This window comes from Acinetobacter sp. S54, assembly GCF_016624945.1.
GTDB lineage: Bacteria > Pseudomonadota > Gammaproteobacteria > Pseudomonadales > Moraxellaceae > Acinetobacter.
In genome coordinates this window covers 1-16,589 of record NZ_JACVUI010000005.1, presented here as the reverse complement: position 1 = coordinate 16,589, position 16,589 = coordinate 1, and the positions used below count along the sequence as shown (strand labels likewise).

The following is a 16,589-nucleotide window of genomic DNA, read 5'->3' as shown; positions in this document are numbered from 1 at the left end:
ATACAATCACTTTAATTGCCTAACGGATCGCCGTTAATTTTATTTGTCCCTGATTTGATAAAGCTTTTTCCTGAACATCTAATGCTGAAGCCAAAGGCGTCAACAAAATATAAGATGTTTGATCTGGAAGTCTTATCGTTCCTTCAATTGCAGCATGTTGTAACATAGTGGCGGGAAATTCCTGATTTTTATAACCACTTACGCCCTCAAGTATGCATCCGTTCCGATCCAGAAATACCACGAAAGGCCAATAGAACGTAGGATTTTGTTCTGTCGTGGCATACGAAGTAAGTTTCATCTGCTTTAATGGTGCAGAAAGTTTTACAACATCGTAATCAAAAATATCTTTTAGTGGTTTTCTTGGCCATAACCCAATTTGCTTTTCAACATTAAATAGTTTGGCGTCCTTTATCTTTTTATCAGTAAAGCATGCTGTTGCCAAACTTTCTACCACTTGTTCCTTAGGCATTCGATAATAAGTTGAAGATAGGGCCAGCACCTCCTCTTCCTTTTCATTTTGATTCTTTTTCAGCATTGTTTGTAAAAAAGATTTACTGACCCCTTTTTCACGTTGCTCGGGCTGCATACGAACTGCACCCAACCGAGCATCCACAATCCCTTCTGGCATCATGTAAAAGCGCTTTTTACCTTCAAGATTGAACTCTTTATCTTCCAGATATTCGCTATCGATATATTTTTCGCCGTTTACTTCCACAATATGCTCATCTGTTTCAGTGACGGGTGATGATTGATCCGTTGCGTTTGAATAAACATTTGACTGAACTTTCTGAGTTGGAGGCAATGTTGTTGCTTTTGTCACAGGCTGAGGCTGAGGCTGAGGCTGAGGCTGAGGCTGAATATAACGCGATTGCTCAGAGTTTACTTTATTTTCTTTTTTTTGCTGTGATGGAATCTGGGCAGGAATTACTACTTTTGACTCAGGAGAATTCTTAGGCTGAATATTGGCTTCTGACAAGGTCTCCGTAACATGTTGTTGTGTTGTATGACCTGATTTTTCCTGTAAAGAATCCTGTTTTACAGACTGGGGCTGAACCATTTGAATAGGTTGAGACTGTTTTGATTCAACTGCCTTGGGCGTATCAGTCTCGCTCACTATTTTCTGGTTGGTCGTCTTTTTCTGTTGCGTTGGATCACGAGGAATAACTAGAGGACGACCATCAGGACCAATAATAGTAAAAAAGTCGGCAGCATATGCCGTTGGCCCTGTTCCTATTGAAAACAGCACCAACGATAAATAGCCAATTGATTTCTTACTTTTAAACATATTTACCATCTTGTTCTGTAGTTAATCCCTAAAATAGTCACTTGCGTATTGGTACGAACATTCAAGCCGGCATAAGGGTTTAAGATTAAATTATCAACCCCTGTTGCATTTGATAAACTACTGGTATTGGCAGGAATGTTATCTCGGCTACGTAAAAATGCTAGAGTTAAGTCGATGTCAGTATCAGCATCAAACCGATAACCCAATCCCAAACCAAATAATTGCGCATTATTGATTGGAATTAAGGTATTTCGTTTGTCATCTGGTGTTGCAGATGAACGTGGTTCATATCCAGCACGCAGTTTTAGACGATCTGTTGCAGAATACTCTATCCCTATTCCCCAACTCCATGGAGATGTGAATTTTAAAGGGACGCCCAAAGAACTATCAGTCGCACTGCTGGCCAAAAGTTTTGCAATTTTAAGTGCTGAAACTTGTCGGTCAAATTCAAATCGGAACTGATCCCATTGTTTATAATCTGTCCAGCCCACATCAAAATTGATTTGTAAGTCTGGTAAAATTTTATATTTGATCCCCGCCTGAAAATGCGCTGGATATTTTAAATCCATTGAGACTAAACCAGATTCGCTCGCAGGAATATAAGATGGGAATCCTAAAATAGCTGCAAAAATTTGTCCCGTTGCAGACGAATTTAATGCACGAATTAACTCACGCGGTGCATTGGCATTATCGACATAATATTTACCTTTCAAACGCATTTTACTTTCGCTTTGATACACCATACCAAAAGCAAAATCATCTGTTGGCTCCCACATTAATCCCAAGTTATAACTTGGAGTTAAAGATTGTTCCATCGTCGCTTTTAATTGTCCGAACTTACCAAATGGATTGAGGCCTTCATTGGCATTACATAAACCCAAAAGTAAAAGATCAGTAATAATATCTGAGTTATCACGAAATGGTGAGCAGACCACATCATCAACCATACGCAATACACCAATGAGTTCATTGGGAAAACGTAAGTCGGTTTTTAAAGACATGGCCTGATAAGACATGCCCAATGATGCCCCAAGTGACAATTCATCATTCACCTGAAAAGCAAATGAAGGTGATAAATAAGTTATACGCTCAAATGCAACCTGTTGCCCCATAAAGTTGCCAGGATTACCGTTTTCAGAACCATAACCCACGATCAACGGTGCATAAATTGCTGTTGCATAAGTTACTTTTGAACCTGGTGGTTTGTATGCAATACCCGCCGTTGGTGCAGCAATAGGAACGCCTTCACCCAAATCCACCATTTTCTTTAAGATAGGCACATAAATACTGGCATATTCAACATCTGCATTCACTGTACCTTTAAAGTCGGTACATAAACTCGATGGATTTTCAGGCGCGTCATTACACACTAAAGGATCGTCTGAATAGCCAAATACGTTATAACCCGCGGGGGCAGATAGATCACGTTTTACGTTAAAGTTTGCAACAATTCCTTGTACATCCGTTTGCAAACCTTCAATTTTAGCCAGTCCCGCAGGGTTAAAGTGAATTGCACTAATTCCTGGAGGATCAGCAGTAACCGCATTCCCCAATGATAATGAACGAATATCAACCGATAAGTTTTGTCCAAGTTGCGCAAAAGCCACACTTGAAAAGCCCGTTAAAAAAATTGCAGCAGCTAACGGGCGTAGTCTCAGGTATAACATACCGACTACTCCCTTTAATTACGAATTTTTTTAGCAAAACCGATAATATCCAATGGGAAAGACAGCCCCAGTGAGACATCAGGTGCATCTTCAGTTAACCCTATTCCCAAGGTCCCATTCACAATAGTATCCGGTGAAACACGAACACCTAAGGCAATCGAAAAAGTCGCACTGGTCTGGTCTGCTGGCTTATAAGTCTCACCAGTATTGTAGGTAAATTCACTCTCAGTATTGAAACTTTGCTGATAAGACATCGTCAAAGAGACATCATAGTTAAACGAATAAGCAAAACCGAAAGCAAAACCACCACTAATGCCTGGATCAAACTCATCAATAATTCGCGTACCACGAACCTGATTTAGACCAGTTTCCTTGAAGCCATAATTTGCCGAAACTGAAGCGAATAATACAACTGGATCAATATATTTACGTGTACTTGCGCCAATACCAGCCGAATAATACCCTTTACCTGTTGATAAATCCTTGGTTGGATTCACTTCATACGGACTGTCGCCTGTTTTAGTAGAGATATTACCAAATAGAATCAGAGGTAAACGCCCTGCTTTTAGAGGAAAGGGTTCCCAACGTGCACCAAATGAAATATCACCTAATCCTGCTGTGGTGGTATCTTTTAAATTATCTGACTTGGCAACAAAAGGAAGAGAAGTGGATAATGTCAGGTTATCACGTAGACCATATTGCAAAGTAAATGTATTAGTCAGAGTATGAGTCGCATCTTCATCAACTCTTAACTGTGCAACACTGCCATCTTGAATCGCAAGGTTAAGTTGACTATCTCGATAGTAAGTATAATCGATATCATAATAAGTCGAGATCTCACCTCTTTTGATCAAAGAGTATTGACGCTCATTTGAAGTAAATACTTCTTGCAGGTTACTTTCCTGTGTTGCGTCACCCTCTTGCTTTTGCAATGCTTCTGCTGCACTTGCTGGCTGTGCTGAAGCCGCATGTGCTGGGGCAACTGGAGCAGGTTCAATCGCAGGCGCATCCCCAGGTTGTACTGCTGTTGCATTTGGATCTGGTTCAGTAAATGCAGTTGCGGGTTCTGATGTTGCTGGCACATCCTGTGCTTTTACATCTGCTGCATATACACCACCCACCATAAAGATTTGAATACTGACTGCAAGTAGAGTTTTATTCATCCATTGAGCTCTCATCATCTAATTCCCACCACTTATTTTTTTTCTGACTATTTACGCTTGTAATACAGGCGCATAAAAGTATTAATGTTCTGACCATAAGTATCTGATTCTTTATTTAAATCAGGGCCTCTGCGTACAGTCGATGCTCTATCTGCAATCTTTTCCATATAGAAAGTTGGGTATTGAATATCAACTAATGCATATTTATTGACTGTTGCATCTTCCACATGGCGCATATCAGAATCTTGTAATGCCAACAAATTCTGTCTTTGGGCTTCTGGAACATTGATTAAGAATAAAGTATTGTTTTCCCAAATCTCTTTAAATCTTTCCTGATCAAAACTGATATTCCCCAAAGCAGGGTCAGCGACATAAACACGCCCATTTTTATAAGCTTTGTAAACTACGAAATGTTTAAAACCTGCATAGGAAATTGGAACAATTGCAGGTTGTCCCTGTTTAATCAGGTCAGAAAATTCCCCACGATAACCACCACTTTCCAACCCTAGTGCAGTCACAAAACGTTTCATATCCAGTAATGAAAAGCTGCGACGTTCTACGATGCGGTTATATTCACCAAAGCGCAATAATCCGTTCATGGTTTGCTGCTCGGTTAAACGAGTACCCACATAACCATTTAAAAGCGTTGTTAACGCTGCTGAACCACAACTATAGTCATAAGCTTGGCGTACAATGCCACGGAATTGATCTTCAACCGCGGGTTTAATATTAACCTGTTCACGGTGAAAACGAGTGAATGAAGGTTCACGTGAATCGAGAACCTCTGTATAGTTGACAGTACCTGGCGGCTTTTCCTTTATATCAAAGGCTTGAGTCGCAAAGTAATAGATCAGTGCCGACCCCAATGTAATCTCTAACATAATCTGACTTTTCTACTTTTGGCATCTGATGCCCTTACGTTGGTATTATTTTTAGAGTAAGCACTCTACGTTCCTTGTCTGTTGAAGATACCTTTTTTTATAAAAAAATACAGCTTTTTTTTTATTTTTTTGACGGAATGCGTCTTTTTTTGTAAACAATGTAAATAAAAAGACGCGCATAAATGCGCGTCTTTTTAATGATTGATACTAAACTAAATTAGTGACCAGTAATGGTGATTTGCGAGCCAGCAGTACCGTTAAGACCGTAATAGGTTCTTAGGCCGCTTACTTCAACATCACCAATTGAACCAGCAGCTGCACTACCTAAATGAACGCCTTTGATATAGATGTTATTACCCGTTGCATCATTAGAGGTAATTTTTAAACCACCTGTTGTAACACTTACAGATGCATCCAATGCCAAATCAGAGCTACCTACAGATGCAACTTTGATGCTATCCAATACGATATCACCACCGCCATTTGTACTGCCATCATGAATAGAAAGATTAGATAATTCTAAACCACCTTGCATAGTAGAGTTCAATTTGATCATTGCACCTTGAGGAGCAGAACCTAACTGAATATTCGCATCCATTACACCAGTAGTAATTGTTAAGCCATTTAAGATTTTATTGTAGCTAGAACCACCTTCTACACCACGTACAACAGCTCCAGTTGTGTAATCATTACTTTTATCAACGCCAATTTCACCCACTTTGATTACCAAGCCAGATACTTGAGCACCGACATTTAAGAAAGCACCGTTTGTACCAGCATCTGTATCGATAGTTAAATCAGCAAGGTTATGAGAAGCTAAAAGAGAACTTGTATTTGCTGTAATCTCAACACCATGAGCCACAGTACCATTTGTACCATCACCATTTGCTTTGATCACAATTGCACCAGCTTCACCAGTACCGCCATTCGCTGTTGCCAAACCATCATTATCATGAATAGCCAATTGATCAATTGTTACTTTAGAAATACCGATACCGATATTCAAGCCATCCTGACCCGTGGTAGAGCTAAGCGCAGCATCATCCATAGACTGCATTGCCATTGCATTTGCACTGATCGCGATTGAAGAAACCAAAGCTAGTTTAGTAAACATTTTCATTCCGTACTCTCCCAAGAGCATTTATTTTTTTTGGTTTTCACTACTCTATGTTTCTATGGTTTTTTGAATTTCCCCAGCAGAAACGTCCTATCCATGAGTAGCTGAATTTGCCTCTCCTAAATTACAGCTCTGTTAATTTTTGTTCAACTGTTGTTGATCAAATTTGATCAACAACCCGATAAACGGTTCATCAACTTATGTCTGTTGAAGTTCTGTAGTAAAATCACACCTTCTACTCTATTCATGATTTTAGGCTTGCCTCAGTGAAGTTTTTTTGTAAAATAAATCAAGATATTAGCTCTACCTCTGAAATACTGTCAAAACTTCACACCATGAGTGGACTGGTTTTTTTGAAAGATCAAAATTATCCTGTTATTGCATTTAACCCTAACCATTATTTAATTTATAAGAATAATCAATTTAGTTTTTTTAAAATAAATTCAGAAAAGCAGTATGAAATGATGGATGAGTTCGCTATTGACAGCTTACTTCAATTTGATTCATCACAGAATCATCCTGTTTTTACACAATTTCAGGGAGGCTATATTGGCTTTGTTTCTTATGATTATGCGGCGAAACAATTTACCTCAGTTCGAGAACGTCCCCAACCTGCTTTTTACTTGGGGCGATATGAAAGTTTTTTAAAACAGCAAGAGGATGGCTGGTATTTTTATAGTCATGCGGATGATGCCGAACAGCAATTTATTCAACTAAGAACATTACTTTCTCAACCCATAACAATTGAAGAACTTGAATTAACTCAAGCCTGTCATCCGCGTTGGTCAAAATCAGAATACGCGAACGCTTTTCAACAGATTCAAAATTATATTGTGGCAGGTGATTGCTACCAAATTAATTTAACTCAGGAATTTACCGCAAAGGGCCAAGGTTCATTATTAAGCCGTGCAGAATCTCTGTGGAATTTGACGGATGCACCTTATGCTGGCTATTTAAAACTAGATGATTTTGAGTTACTCAGTTGCTCTCCAGAACTCTTTATCGAATTTAAGCAACAACAACTCATTACTCGTCCGATTAAAGGCACAATGCCACGTTTTGCTGATCCTGATCTAGATGCAGCATCAAAACAAAAACTACAGAACTCGGAAAAAGATCAGGCAGAAAATGTCATGATTGTTGATTTATTGCGCAATGATCTAAGCATTCATGCAGAAACGGGTTCAGTAAAAACCACCAAGCTATTTGAAATTGAAAGCTTTAATCAAGTTCATCATATGGTGAGTGAAATTGAGGCTCAATTAAAATCTGAGGTAAATCCATTTGATGTCTTGATGTCGGCGCTTCCGGGTGGCTCAATCACTGGAGCACCCAAAATTCGTGCCATGCAAATTATTGAAGAACTTGAGGGTGGTTCACGCGGCGCCTATTGTGGCTCACTCGGTTACTTTAACTTTGATGGTTCAGGGCGCTGGAATATTTTAATTCGCAGTATTCAAAAATTTCAGGATGAGCTTTCCATCTGGGCTGGCGGTGGAATCACTATTGCCTCGGACTGTGAGGCTGAATATCAAGAGTGTTTCGATAAAATTTCTGCCATGCTAAATTTACTCAATACATGGCAGATTAAAAATTAAAAACTTCGGTCAGACTTCACTTTAGATTAGGCTTGTTAAAGTATCAACTAGCCGTTGGTTTTGTTCATCTGTACCAATGGTAATCCGCAAATATTGATCAATCCGCGGTTTATTAAAATAACGGACAATAACGCCCTGTTCACGTAATTGTGTTGCCAATTCTGCCGCAGCATGGGCTGGATGTGTAGCAAAAATAAAATTGGCTTTCGATGGCAATACTTGAAAACCAATCGATTGTAATTGCTCAACCAACACATCCCGACTTTGGATAACTTTTTGACATTGCGCCTCAAAATAGGCTTGATCTTCAAAAGAAGCGACAGCTGCGGCAATGGCAAAACGATCAATGGGATAAGAATTGAAGCTATTTTTAACTGCTTCAAGCGCTGCAATTAAATGTGCCTGAGCAATCGCAAATCCCACCCGTAAACCAGCCAATGAGCGTGATTTGGACGTGGTTTGACAGACCACTAAATTGTCATATAGATTGACTAAACTCACCGCAGATTCTGCACCAAAGTCTACATAAGCTTCGTCAATAACTACGACATGATCAGGATTGCTTTTTAAAATTTGCTCAATTTTTTCAAGAGACAACGCGATACTGGTGGGGGCATTCGGATTGGTAATAATAATGCCGCCATTGTCCTGCTTATAATCTTCTACCACAATCTCAAAGTTTTCATTGAGTGGAATCTGTTGAGTTTTTACTGCAAAGAACTGACTATAAACTGGATAAAAACTATAAGTGATATCCGGATATAGAATCGGTTTATCCTGAATAAAAAAAGCTTTAAAAATGTGCGCTAGAACTTCATCCGAACCATTACCAACAAAAACCTGCTCAACTGCGACATTTTGCTGCGTAGCAATGGCCTGTTTCAGCTGGCTAGCATCAGGATCAGGATATAAACGTAAGGCATCAGCTTGATGATTGAGCACTGCCTGCACAGCATCAACTACTTTTGGTGAAGGGGGATAAGGATTTTCATTGGTATTTAATTTGAGTAAATTCTGGATTTTTGGCTGTTCGCCTGGTGTATAGGGTTCTAATTCACGAACCTCTGGACTCCAGAAACGCATTTGTTGATTGCTAATTTTCATCTTGATATTCATTCCGTTTCATCAAAACCGCCTCGCTTTTTTCATCTTAATTGATTACGACACCTAACATCACAAGCAGAATCAAGTGCTAAAGCAAGTCAATTTTTAAATTTTACTTTTTTCATCTCTTTAAAAAGGGCTGAATTTTCAGCCCCTCGATCTTTAAATATTTGTTTCAGGACAATAACGATAACGTGCAGAACGAGCATGGGCATCCAGATTTTCCTGTTGTGCCAATATGTCTGCGGTTTTTGCCAACGTTTTGACGCCCTCTTGTGAGCACATAATCAAGCTGGAACGTTTCTGAAAGTCATATACACCAAGCGGTGAAGAAAAACGTGCCGTACCTGATGTGGGTAGAACATGATTCGGCCCTGCACAATAGTCACCAATTGCTTCTGGCGTAAAACGTCCCATAAAAATTGCACCTGCATGGCGAATATCCTGACTCATTGCTTCTGCATCATCCAGACAAAGCTCTAAATGCTCTGGCGCAACCTGATTAATCAGTTCAATTGCTTCTGCCCGATCTTTGACCAGAACCAATGCCCCACGATTAGCAATCGAGGTACGCGCAATATCTGCTTTAGGCAATGCAACTAAATGCTCTTCTACAGCCTGAGCGACATCTTCAAGTAGTTTTTCATCTGGAGTAATAAAAATCGCTTGGGCTACGGTATCATGTTCGGCTTGAGATAAAAGATCCATTGCTAGCCACTTGGCATTATTCTGACCTTCAGCATAAACCAAAATTTCTGAGGGCCCTGCGATCATATCAATTCCGACCTGACCAAAGACCGCACGTTTTGCAGCAGCAACAAAACGGTTACCTGGTCCAGTAATTTTATCGACAGCTGGAATAGTTTGAGTACCATACGCTAATGCGGCTACGGCTTGGGCACCGCCAATAGTAAAAATACGAGTCACCCCAGCCAAATATGCCGCCGCTAAAACTAATGGATTAAGTTCGCCATTGGGAGCAGGAACGACCATAATAATTTCAGGAACACCTGCGACATGTGCAGGCAAAGCATTCATGAGTACCGACGATGGATAAGAGGCTAATCCACCTGGCACATAAATTCCAACACGATCCAGCGGTGTAACTTTCTGACCTAACGTATTCCCCAGATCATCAACATAAGTCCAACCTTCCTGCTTTTGTGCCTGATGAAAAGTACGGATACGTTTTGCGGCAAGTTCTAATGCTTCACGAATTTCAACACTTAAACCATCAAATGCAGTTTTAAGCTGTGTTTGAGTCAGTTCTAAGTCAGAGAATTGATGCGCTGGATGTCGATCGAACTGTTGCGTTAATTTAAGCACATGATCATCACCATGCTGACGTACATCAGCAATAATTTGATCTACAGTTTGTATTAATTGAGGATCATTAACCGTTTCAAATGCTAAAAGTTCAGCAAATGTCTGTTTAAAATTTTGATCCTGAGTCGATAAACGTCGCATCAATTTACCCACAAGGCGAAAAAGAGAACGCTAAGTTTACTCTTTTTCAGTACGCTTGTGGGCACAATGTAGGCTAAAAAAATCAATGGGAAAGAATGAGTTCTTCGATCACCCCGTCATTCTACTTTTATTTGCTTAATCAGAATATTTAAGCAACAAGAACAAAAAGTTAAAAATTATTTTACTTCCCGTGTCACAAAGCAAAAGGATGACTCGTCAAATAGGTACCTATTTTGATTTTAATCAGGAACACGACAATGACGACGCTCAATATTCATCCTAAAAAACATTTACCAGAATCAATTCATTATCTCTATCAGGTTCATCAAAATATTCTCGACTTGGACCTGATTGCTCGCTCGCTTTATCATCTTGTTCTACTACGCGCCTCGCAAATCTATGGCTGTGCTTTTTGTGTGAAGATGCATATTTCAGAAGCCTTGGCAGATGGTGAAGTACAATCACGCTTGGATCGTTTGGTGGTATGGCGACATTGCAATGATTACACTGATCAGGAAAAAGCAGCCCTAGCCTGGGTTGAAGCATTGACCACTTTACATGCGCTCACCGATTATGAACCGTTACGCTTGACCCTGTTAAAACATTTCAGTGAAGCACAAATTTCAGCTTTAACTTTACTCATTGGCATGATTAATTTATGGAACCGCATTGCAATTTCACAGCATTAACGTCTATGAAAACGTCAGACATGATAAGCCAACATGATTTAAATCTTTTTGAGGCAAGCCGAACGTTTCTGTTCGGCCTTGCTTACCGACTGTTAGGCACAACCAGTGATGCTGAAGATGTCTTGCAGGATATCTTTATAAAATGGCAACAGCAAACTAAACAAGATATTATCAATCCTCAAGCTTGGCTGACGACAGTATGCACACGTCACTGCATCGATTTACTCCGTGCTCACCATCGAGCTAGAACTGAATATACCGGAACATGGTTACCTGAACCCTATCATCATATAGAAACGCCCTCGATCGAATCCGACTATACACTCTCTACGGCCTTCCTTTTGGTTCTTGAAAAGCTCTCAGTCAAAGAACGGGCAGCTTATTTATTACATGACATCTTTAATCTTGACTATGTTGAAATTTCGGAAATCCTCCAGGAGCAACAAAGTAATTGTCGACAACTGGTAACCCGTAGCAGAAAACGTATCTCAGATGAACCGAATGTTCTCTCAAATCATCCTACTCAGCAGCAAGTCAAATTACTCAATGCATTCAAAGTCGCCATTCATTCACATGATCTAGATCAATTAACACAATTACTCAGTGAAGATATCCAATTTGCAGCAGATGGCGGTGGTAAGGTCTCAGCGATTCGGCAGCCTTTCATCGGCCAACCTGCTATATTACGTTTCTTTGAACGCTTGCTTTTTAAGGCGTGGAGTGAACTCTCTTGGGAAATGTGCCATCTCAATGGCGGTGTCGGTTTTAAACTCTATGACTCAAACCATTGTTGTGTCATGGTACTGACTTTCGCATTCAATGATCAACAACAACTGCAAAGTATCTATTCTTTACGTAATCCAGAAAAACTCAAATAAAAAGGCCAACCAAAGCTGACCTTTTTATTCAATTTTATCTAAAACTTAGTTTTGACGTGCTTTAACTGCTTGTTCGACTTGTGACAAGATCGGATCGAGTAATGCCTGTTTTCGTTTAAAACTAGCTTTATTCACAATCAAGCGTGAAGATACTTTCATAATCTCATCAAGAGGTTCCAAGCCATTGGCACGCAAGGTATTCCCAGTGTCAACTACATCTACGATATAATCGCCTAACCCCACTAAAGGTGCCAACTCCATAGAACCATATAATTTAATCACATCAACTTGTTCACCCAAGCTCGCATAATATTGACGCGTTAAATTAACATACTTGGTCGCAATTTTTAAACGGCCTTGCGGACGTTGCATACCGACTTTACCCGCCGTCATTAATTTACAGTTGGCAATTTTAAGGTCTAGCAATTCATAAACATGTTGTGCGCCATGTTCCATCAACACATCTTTACCAGCCACGCCAATATCTGCAGCACCATTTTCAACATACGTAGGAACATCAGAAGCCCGCAAAATTAAAATACGAACTTGCTTATGTGTAGTAGGAAAAATTAATTTGCGTGACTTTTCGGGATCTTCAAGCAAATTAATGCCCGCTGCTTCCAGTAAAGGTAAAGTTTCTTTTAAAATTCGACCTTTACTAAGTGCCAATGTTAAACCATGATCAAAATTTCCCATGACGTTAAAGTTTGGGTCATCGTTTCTCATATCATTCATTAACTGACTCGCTTAATTTTCGCGCCTAAACCTTGCAATTTTTGTTCAATATTTTCATAACCGCGATCAATATGATAAATACGGTCAATCAGAGTATCGCCTTCTGCAACTAACGCAGCCAGAACCAAAGAGAAAGACGCGCGCAGATCCGTCGCCATCACAGGCGCTGCCTGTAAAGTATCGACTCCAGTCACGACCGCATCATTGCCTTCAACCTGAATATTAGCCCCCATACGCGCAAGTTCTGGCACATGCATAAAACGATTTTCAAAAATCGTTTCAGAAATTGTTGCAAAACCACGGCCAATTACATTTACAGCCATTAACTGAGCTTGCATGTCGGTTGGAAATTCGGGATGCGGTAAAGTTCTAAAACTCACGGCTTTAGGGCGTTTCCCTTGCATATCTAGTTCGATCCAGTCATCACCACGGGTCACTTCTGCACCCATTTCTTCAAACTTATCGAGTACTGATTCTAGTAACCTTGGATCAGTATGCGTGGTCTTAATACGGCCACCAGTAATAGCCGCTGCTGCCAGGTAAGAACCTGTTTCAATTCGATCTGCAACAACTGCATATTCACAGCCGTGTAAACTCTCAACACCTGTAATCGTAAGTGTATCTGTGTCGATACCTTCAATTTTTGCGCCCATTTTCACGAGCATATTGGCTAAGTCGGTAATCTCAGGTTCACGTGCAGCATTACGTAGGATGGTGACGCCCTCAGCTAGGACCGCTGCCATCAAAATATTTTCAGTCCCACCAACAGTCACCATATCAAAGGTAATATCTGCCCCTTTTAAACGACCATCGACTGTGGCATGTACATAACCATTTTCTACATTGATATGCGCGCCTAAAGCTTCCAAAGCTTTTAAATGTTGATCGACAGGTCTTGACCCAATAGCACAACCACCCGGTAAAGAAACCTGAGCATTACCATAACGTGCTAACAAAGGACCAAGCACCAAAATCGAAGCCCGCATGGTTTTAACTAATTCATACGGAGCAAACTGATTAGATAAAGTTGAAGTATCTGCCTTTACCGTATCACCTTCATATTCCATAGTGATGCCTAAACCAGCAATCAACTTCACTAATGTGTTTACATCTTTTAGATTTGGAACATTCGTGAGTGTAATTGGAGAGTCTGCCAAAATCATGGCAGCCAATAAAGGCAAAGCAGCATTTTTGGCCCCTGAAATACGTACCTCACCCTCAAGCTTAACACCGCCCGTAATTAAAAATTTATCCATTAATTATTATGCTCCGAAAAGGCTTGCTTTGCGCCATTCGGCTTTGGTCATTGCCCGAATTGTAACTGCATGGACTGCGCCACTTGCAATATAAGAATTTAAAGGTGAATAAACGGCCTGCTGACGAGCAACAGTACGTTTCCCTTCAAATTGGTCATCTACAATACGCAGGTCAAATTTTCCCGCCTGACCAGTGACAGCCACTTCCGCATCTGGAAAAGCTTCTTGTAAAATTTGAGTGAGCTGCTCACTATTCATTGCTAGACCTCATATACAAGCGTAGGCGTAAAAACGCATTATTTTACTATAAATCATCGATATAATTCAGCACATGTTGATATTTTACAAATAAAAAAAGAGGCTAATGATTAGCCTCTTTTAAAGAAAAAAACTACATATCAACAATGAGTTGCTGATAATTACACTGCATTTTACGATGTTTTTGTAATTGGCGTTTTAATTTTTCAGTCAGTTTTTTAATCGACATATACATGTCATCCGCTGAAGCTTGAGCAAAAAGCTCAACACCAGGTAATCTTACAATTGCCTCTGCAATATGATTTGCACTTCCTTTATGCGTTCTTTTATCAATTTGATGATCTTTGGAAAGCTTAACCTGCATACTATTGACCTGATCCAGATGTTTGGTCAATTGATCAAACTTGGTTTTAATACTGTTTTCAATTGCAGGGGTAATAACTAAATGATGTCCACGAATTGTTATTTGCATAATTCTATCCCTCACCTTCTTTCAGGATATAAAGTCATAGCCAAGACAATCTAATGACAAAACAGAATTCTGCATCACAATCATTAAATCATTTGAGCTACTCCTTTGGTGAAAAAAAATTCATTATTTTGCAACAATGAATCTCTAGAATAGTCATACTTTAAAAATCAGATCAAGACTTTTCGTTCAGAAGATGAAGGAATATGTAACGATTCGCGATATTTTGCCACTGTTCGACGGGCGACATCGATACCTTCTTCTTTTAATAATTCTGCAATCGCATTATCCGACAAAGGCTTACGCGGATTTTCTGCTGAAATCATTTTTTTAATACGGGCACGAATAGCAGTTGAAGAGCATTCCCCCCCCGATGTGGTCCCCACGTGGCTTGAAAAAAAGTATTTAAGTTCAAATAAGCCACGTGGCGTTAACATATATTTATTGGTGGTGACCCTTGAAACAGTAGATTCATGTAACTCAACTTCTTCTGCAACATCACGCAGTACTAGGGGTTTCATGCCTTCGGCACCAATTTCAAAAAAAGTACGCTGATGTTCCACAATGCAAGTTGCGACTTTTAATAACGTTTTATGGCGCTCATCAATACTCTTAATAAAATTTTTAGCTTCTAACATTTGATTACGCAAATAAAGATTTTCGTCACTCTGGTCCGCTCGACGAATCATATTAGAGTAAAAAGAATTAATTCTTAGCTTTGGCAAAACATCCGGATTTAATTGAACTTGCCAGCTATTGTCTTTTTTATTTACTACGACATCAGGAATTTGATAATCAAACTCCTGATTTTGAAAATCCGCGCCCGGATAAGGTTTGAGGGTCTTTAATAACCCGATTGCCTCTTTTAACTGATTCATCGTTAGACCTGAAGCTTTTAAAAGCTTATTCAAATCATTGGCTATGAACAGCTCATAATATTGCAATAAACTTAATGCTTCTTTTCTTAATGGCGTATTCACATCCATTACATCTAATTGAATTTTTAAACATTCAGCCAAATTAACCGATGCCACACCGACTGGATCAAGCCGTTGTATATATTTAAGTACGACCAGAATTTCGTCATGCTCAATTTCTTCATCATAATCTGCCTCAGCAAGCAAATGCTGCGCTGCCAATAAAATCTCTTCAACTTCAGCATCAAGAAAGCCCTTTTCATCCAGACAATCAATAATGCAATAAGCAATCAACTTATCTACTGTAGAAAAATGCAGTAAATTCACTTGCTCTAAAATATGTTCTTTTAAAGTATGATGAGCTTGACGATTATCTTCACGTTCTTCAAATTCTGGTGAAGCTAAAGCTGTTGATTGATGTGTATAAACATCATCCCAATCTGTATCGACAGGAAGATCATTTGGTAAATGATCTGCATTCAAATCCTGTGTTAAATCATTGGTATCTTTAGTGTCTAAATGAGTTAGGCTTTCTGTACTACTTTCATCTTCTATTTTTTCAAGCAATGGATTACTATCAAGTTGTATTTGAATTTCTTGTTCAAGTTCCAGACTAGACAGCTGCAATAAACGAATTGCTTGTTGTAATTGAGGCGTAAGCGACAAACTATTCGCAACTTTCAATCCAACAGATAACTTCATAAATCGACATCCCAACTATACTTACAAAGCAAAAAATGTGCCTACAAAGTTATTTATAGCATAAGTTTTAACGATATCCTACACAAACCATATGATTGAATAACATTTCATAATTATTTTAAATTCGTGAGATATTTCATAGTACTATGTAAAAAAGAAGCCCCGCCACTGGCTAGTGACGGGGCTTATATTTAAAAGCTGGCGATGACTTACTCTCACATGGCTAACGCCACACTACCATCAGCGCGAAGAGGTTTCACTTCTGAGTTCGGGAAGGGATCAGGTGGTTCACTCTTGCTATTGTCGCCAGCAAACTGTTGTGGTGTTTTCGGGTCTTATCTACATTTATTTTTCATGTATGCCTTACTTAACAACCAAAGAACGATTAACGGATTGGAATTGA

General features: G+C 39.5%; 15 protein-coding genes and 1 rRNA gene. 3 read left to right on the top strand and 13 right to left on the bottom strand.

Features of this window, described 5'->3' with window-relative positions:
* Positions 1–19: 19 nt before the first annotated feature.
* The 5 genes from filE to IAE20_RS09445 all read right to left on the bottom strand — a co-directional run bounded on the left by filE (position 20) and on the right by IAE20_RS09445 (position 6,116).
* A complete protein-coding gene (gene filE / locus IAE20_RS09465; protein ID WP_227611051.1) occupies positions 20–1,285 on the bottom strand; it encodes a putative pilus assembly protein FilE in 1,266 nt (421 codons plus the stop codon).
* Positions 1,286–1,287: 2 nt separating this feature from the next.
* Entirely contained in the window at positions 1,288–2,952 is a 1,665-nt protein-coding gene (locus IAE20_RS09460) for an OmpP1/FadL family transporter (RefSeq protein ID WP_200460949.1), read from the bottom strand.
* 14 nt (positions 2,953–2,966) lie between these two features.
* Positions 2,967–4,133 carry a hypothetical protein gene (locus IAE20_RS09455; protein WP_413784491.1) on the bottom strand — a complete coding sequence of 389 codons (1,167 nt, stop codon included), beginning with the start codon at positions 4,131–4,133 and terminating at the stop codon, positions 2,967–2,969.
* A gap of 29 nt (positions 4,134–4,162) precedes the next feature.
* Positions 4,163–4,996, bottom strand: coding sequence for a C39 family peptidase (locus IAE20_RS09450; protein ID WP_200460948.1), 834 nt, complete (start codon positions 4,994–4,996; stop codon positions 4,163–4,165).
* 217 nt (positions 4,997–5,213) lie between these two features.
* Entirely contained in the window at positions 5,214–6,116 is a 903-nt protein-coding gene (locus IAE20_RS09445; RefSeq protein ID WP_200460947.1) for a DUF6160 family protein, read from the bottom strand.
* A gap of 263 nt (positions 6,117–6,379) precedes the next feature.
* Between IAE20_RS09445 and pabB the strand changes: the two genes are divergently transcribed.
* A complete protein-coding gene (pabB, locus tag IAE20_RS09440) occupies positions 6,380–7,711 on the top strand; it encodes an aminodeoxychorismate synthase component I (RefSeq protein ID WP_200460946.1) in 1,332 nt (443 codons plus the stop codon).
* 21 nt (positions 7,712–7,732) lie between these two features.
* Here pabB and hisC read toward each other — a convergent pair whose 3' ends face one another.
* Positions 7,733–8,815 (bottom strand): histidinol-phosphate transaminase, encoded by a 1,083-nt coding sequence (gene hisC / locus IAE20_RS09435; protein ID WP_200460945.1) that lies wholly within the window; start codon positions 8,813–8,815, stop codon positions 7,733–7,735.
* A 162-nt stretch (positions 8,816–8,977) separates the two neighbouring features.
* A complete protein-coding gene (hisD, locus tag IAE20_RS09430; RefSeq protein ID WP_200460944.1) occupies positions 8,978–10,294 on the bottom strand; it encodes a histidinol dehydrogenase in 1,317 nt (438 codons plus the stop codon).
* Positions 10,295–10,539: 245 nt separating this feature from the next.
* Here hisD and IAE20_RS09425 point away from each other — a divergent pair, with 245 nt between their 5' ends.
* Positions 10,540–10,971, top strand: coding sequence for a carboxymuconolactone decarboxylase family protein (locus IAE20_RS09425; RefSeq protein ID WP_200460943.1), 432 nt, complete (start codon positions 10,540–10,542; stop codon positions 10,969–10,971).
* Between the two features lie 5 nt (positions 10,972–10,976).
* Positions 10,977–11,849 carry a sigma-70 family RNA polymerase sigma factor gene (locus IAE20_RS09420; protein ID WP_200460942.1) on the top strand — a complete coding sequence of 291 codons (873 nt, stop codon included), beginning with the start codon at positions 10,977–10,979 and terminating at the stop codon, positions 11,847–11,849.
* A 45-nt stretch (positions 11,850–11,894) separates the two neighbouring features.
* Here IAE20_RS09420 and hisG read toward each other — a convergent pair whose 3' ends face one another.
* The 6 genes from hisG to rrf form a co-directional block, all read right to left on the bottom strand.
* Positions 11,895–12,584 carry an ATP phosphoribosyltransferase gene (gene hisG, locus IAE20_RS09415; protein ID WP_200460941.1) on the bottom strand — a complete coding sequence of 230 codons (690 nt, stop codon included), beginning with the start codon at positions 12,582–12,584 and terminating at the stop codon, positions 11,895–11,897.
* Positions 12,584–13,840: a UDP-N-acetylglucosamine 1-carboxyvinyltransferase gene (gene murA / locus IAE20_RS09410; RefSeq protein WP_200460940.1), complete on the bottom strand. Its 1,257-nt coding sequence runs from the start codon at positions 13,838–13,840 to the stop codon at positions 12,584–12,586. Before murA ends, hisG begins: the two co-directional genes overlap by 1 nt.
* A 6-nt stretch (positions 13,841–13,846) precedes the next feature.
* Positions 13,847–14,098 (bottom strand): BolA family iron metabolism protein IbaG, encoded by a 252-nt coding sequence (gene ibaG, locus IAE20_RS09405; RefSeq protein ID WP_200460939.1) that lies wholly within the window; start codon positions 14,096–14,098, stop codon positions 13,847–13,849.
* Positions 14,099–14,231: 133 nt separating this feature from the next.
* Entirely contained in the window at positions 14,232–14,570 is a 339-nt protein-coding gene (gene hpf, locus IAE20_RS09400) for a ribosome hibernation-promoting factor, HPF/YfiA family (protein WP_200460938.1), read from the bottom strand.
* A gap of 167 nt (positions 14,571–14,737) precedes the next feature.
* Complete coding sequence (locus IAE20_RS09395) at positions 14,738–16,186, bottom strand: RNA polymerase factor sigma-54 (protein WP_200460937.1); 1,449 nt, start codon at positions 16,184–16,186, stop codon at positions 14,738–14,740.
* 196 nt (positions 16,187–16,382) lie between these two features.
* Positions 16,383–16,497: ribosomal RNA gene (gene rrf / locus IAE20_RS09390) — 5S ribosomal RNA — on the bottom strand.
* Positions 16,498–16,589: the final 92 nt, after the last annotated feature.

Coding starts and splice junctions, on each gene's coding strand:
- IAE20_RS09450 (WP_200460948.1), bottom strand. CDS start 4,996: ATGTTAGAGATTACATTGGGGTCGGCACTGATCTATTACTTTGCGACT.
- IAE20_RS09445 (WP_200460947.1), bottom strand. CDS start 6,116: ATGAAAATGTTTACTAAACTAGCTTTGGTTTCTTCAATCGCGATCAGT.
- hisC (WP_200460945.1), bottom strand. CDS start 8,815: ATGAAAATTAGCAATCAACAAATGCGTTTCTGGAGTCCAGAGGTTCGT.
- IAE20_RS09425 (WP_200460943.1), top strand. CDS start 10,540: ATGACGACGCTCAATATTCATCCTAAAAAACATTTACCAGAATCAATT.
- IAE20_RS09420 (WP_200460942.1), top strand. CDS start 10,977: ATGAAAACGTCAGACATGATAAGCCAACATGATTTAAATCTTTTTGAG.
- murA (WP_200460940.1), bottom strand. CDS start 13,840: ATGGATAAATTTTTAATTACGGGCGGTGTTAAGCTTGAGGGTGAGGTA.
- ibaG (WP_200460939.1), bottom strand. CDS start 14,098: ATGAATAGTGAGCAGCTCACTCAAATTTTACAAGAAGCTTTTCCAGAT.
- hpf (WP_200460938.1), bottom strand. CDS start 14,570: ATGCAAATAACAATTCGTGGACATCATTTAGTTATTACCCCTGCAATT.
- IAE20_RS09455 (WP_413784491.1), bottom strand. CDS start 4,133: ATGATGAGAGCTCAATGGATGAATAAAACTCTACTTGCAGTCAGTATT.
- IAE20_RS09460 (WP_200460949.1), bottom strand. CDS start 2,952: ATGTTATACCTGAGACTACGCCCGTTAGCTGCTGCAATTTTTTTAACG.
- IAE20_RS09395 (WP_200460937.1), bottom strand. CDS start 16,186: ATGAAGTTATCTGTTGGATTGAAAGTTGCGAATAGTTTGTCGCTTACG.
- filE (WP_227611051.1), bottom strand. CDS start 1,285: ATGTTTAAAAGTAAGAAATCAATTGGCTATTTATCGTTGGTGCTGTTT.
- hisG (WP_200460941.1), bottom strand. CDS start 12,584: ATGAATGATATGAGAAACGATGACCCAAACTTTAACGTCATGGGAAAT.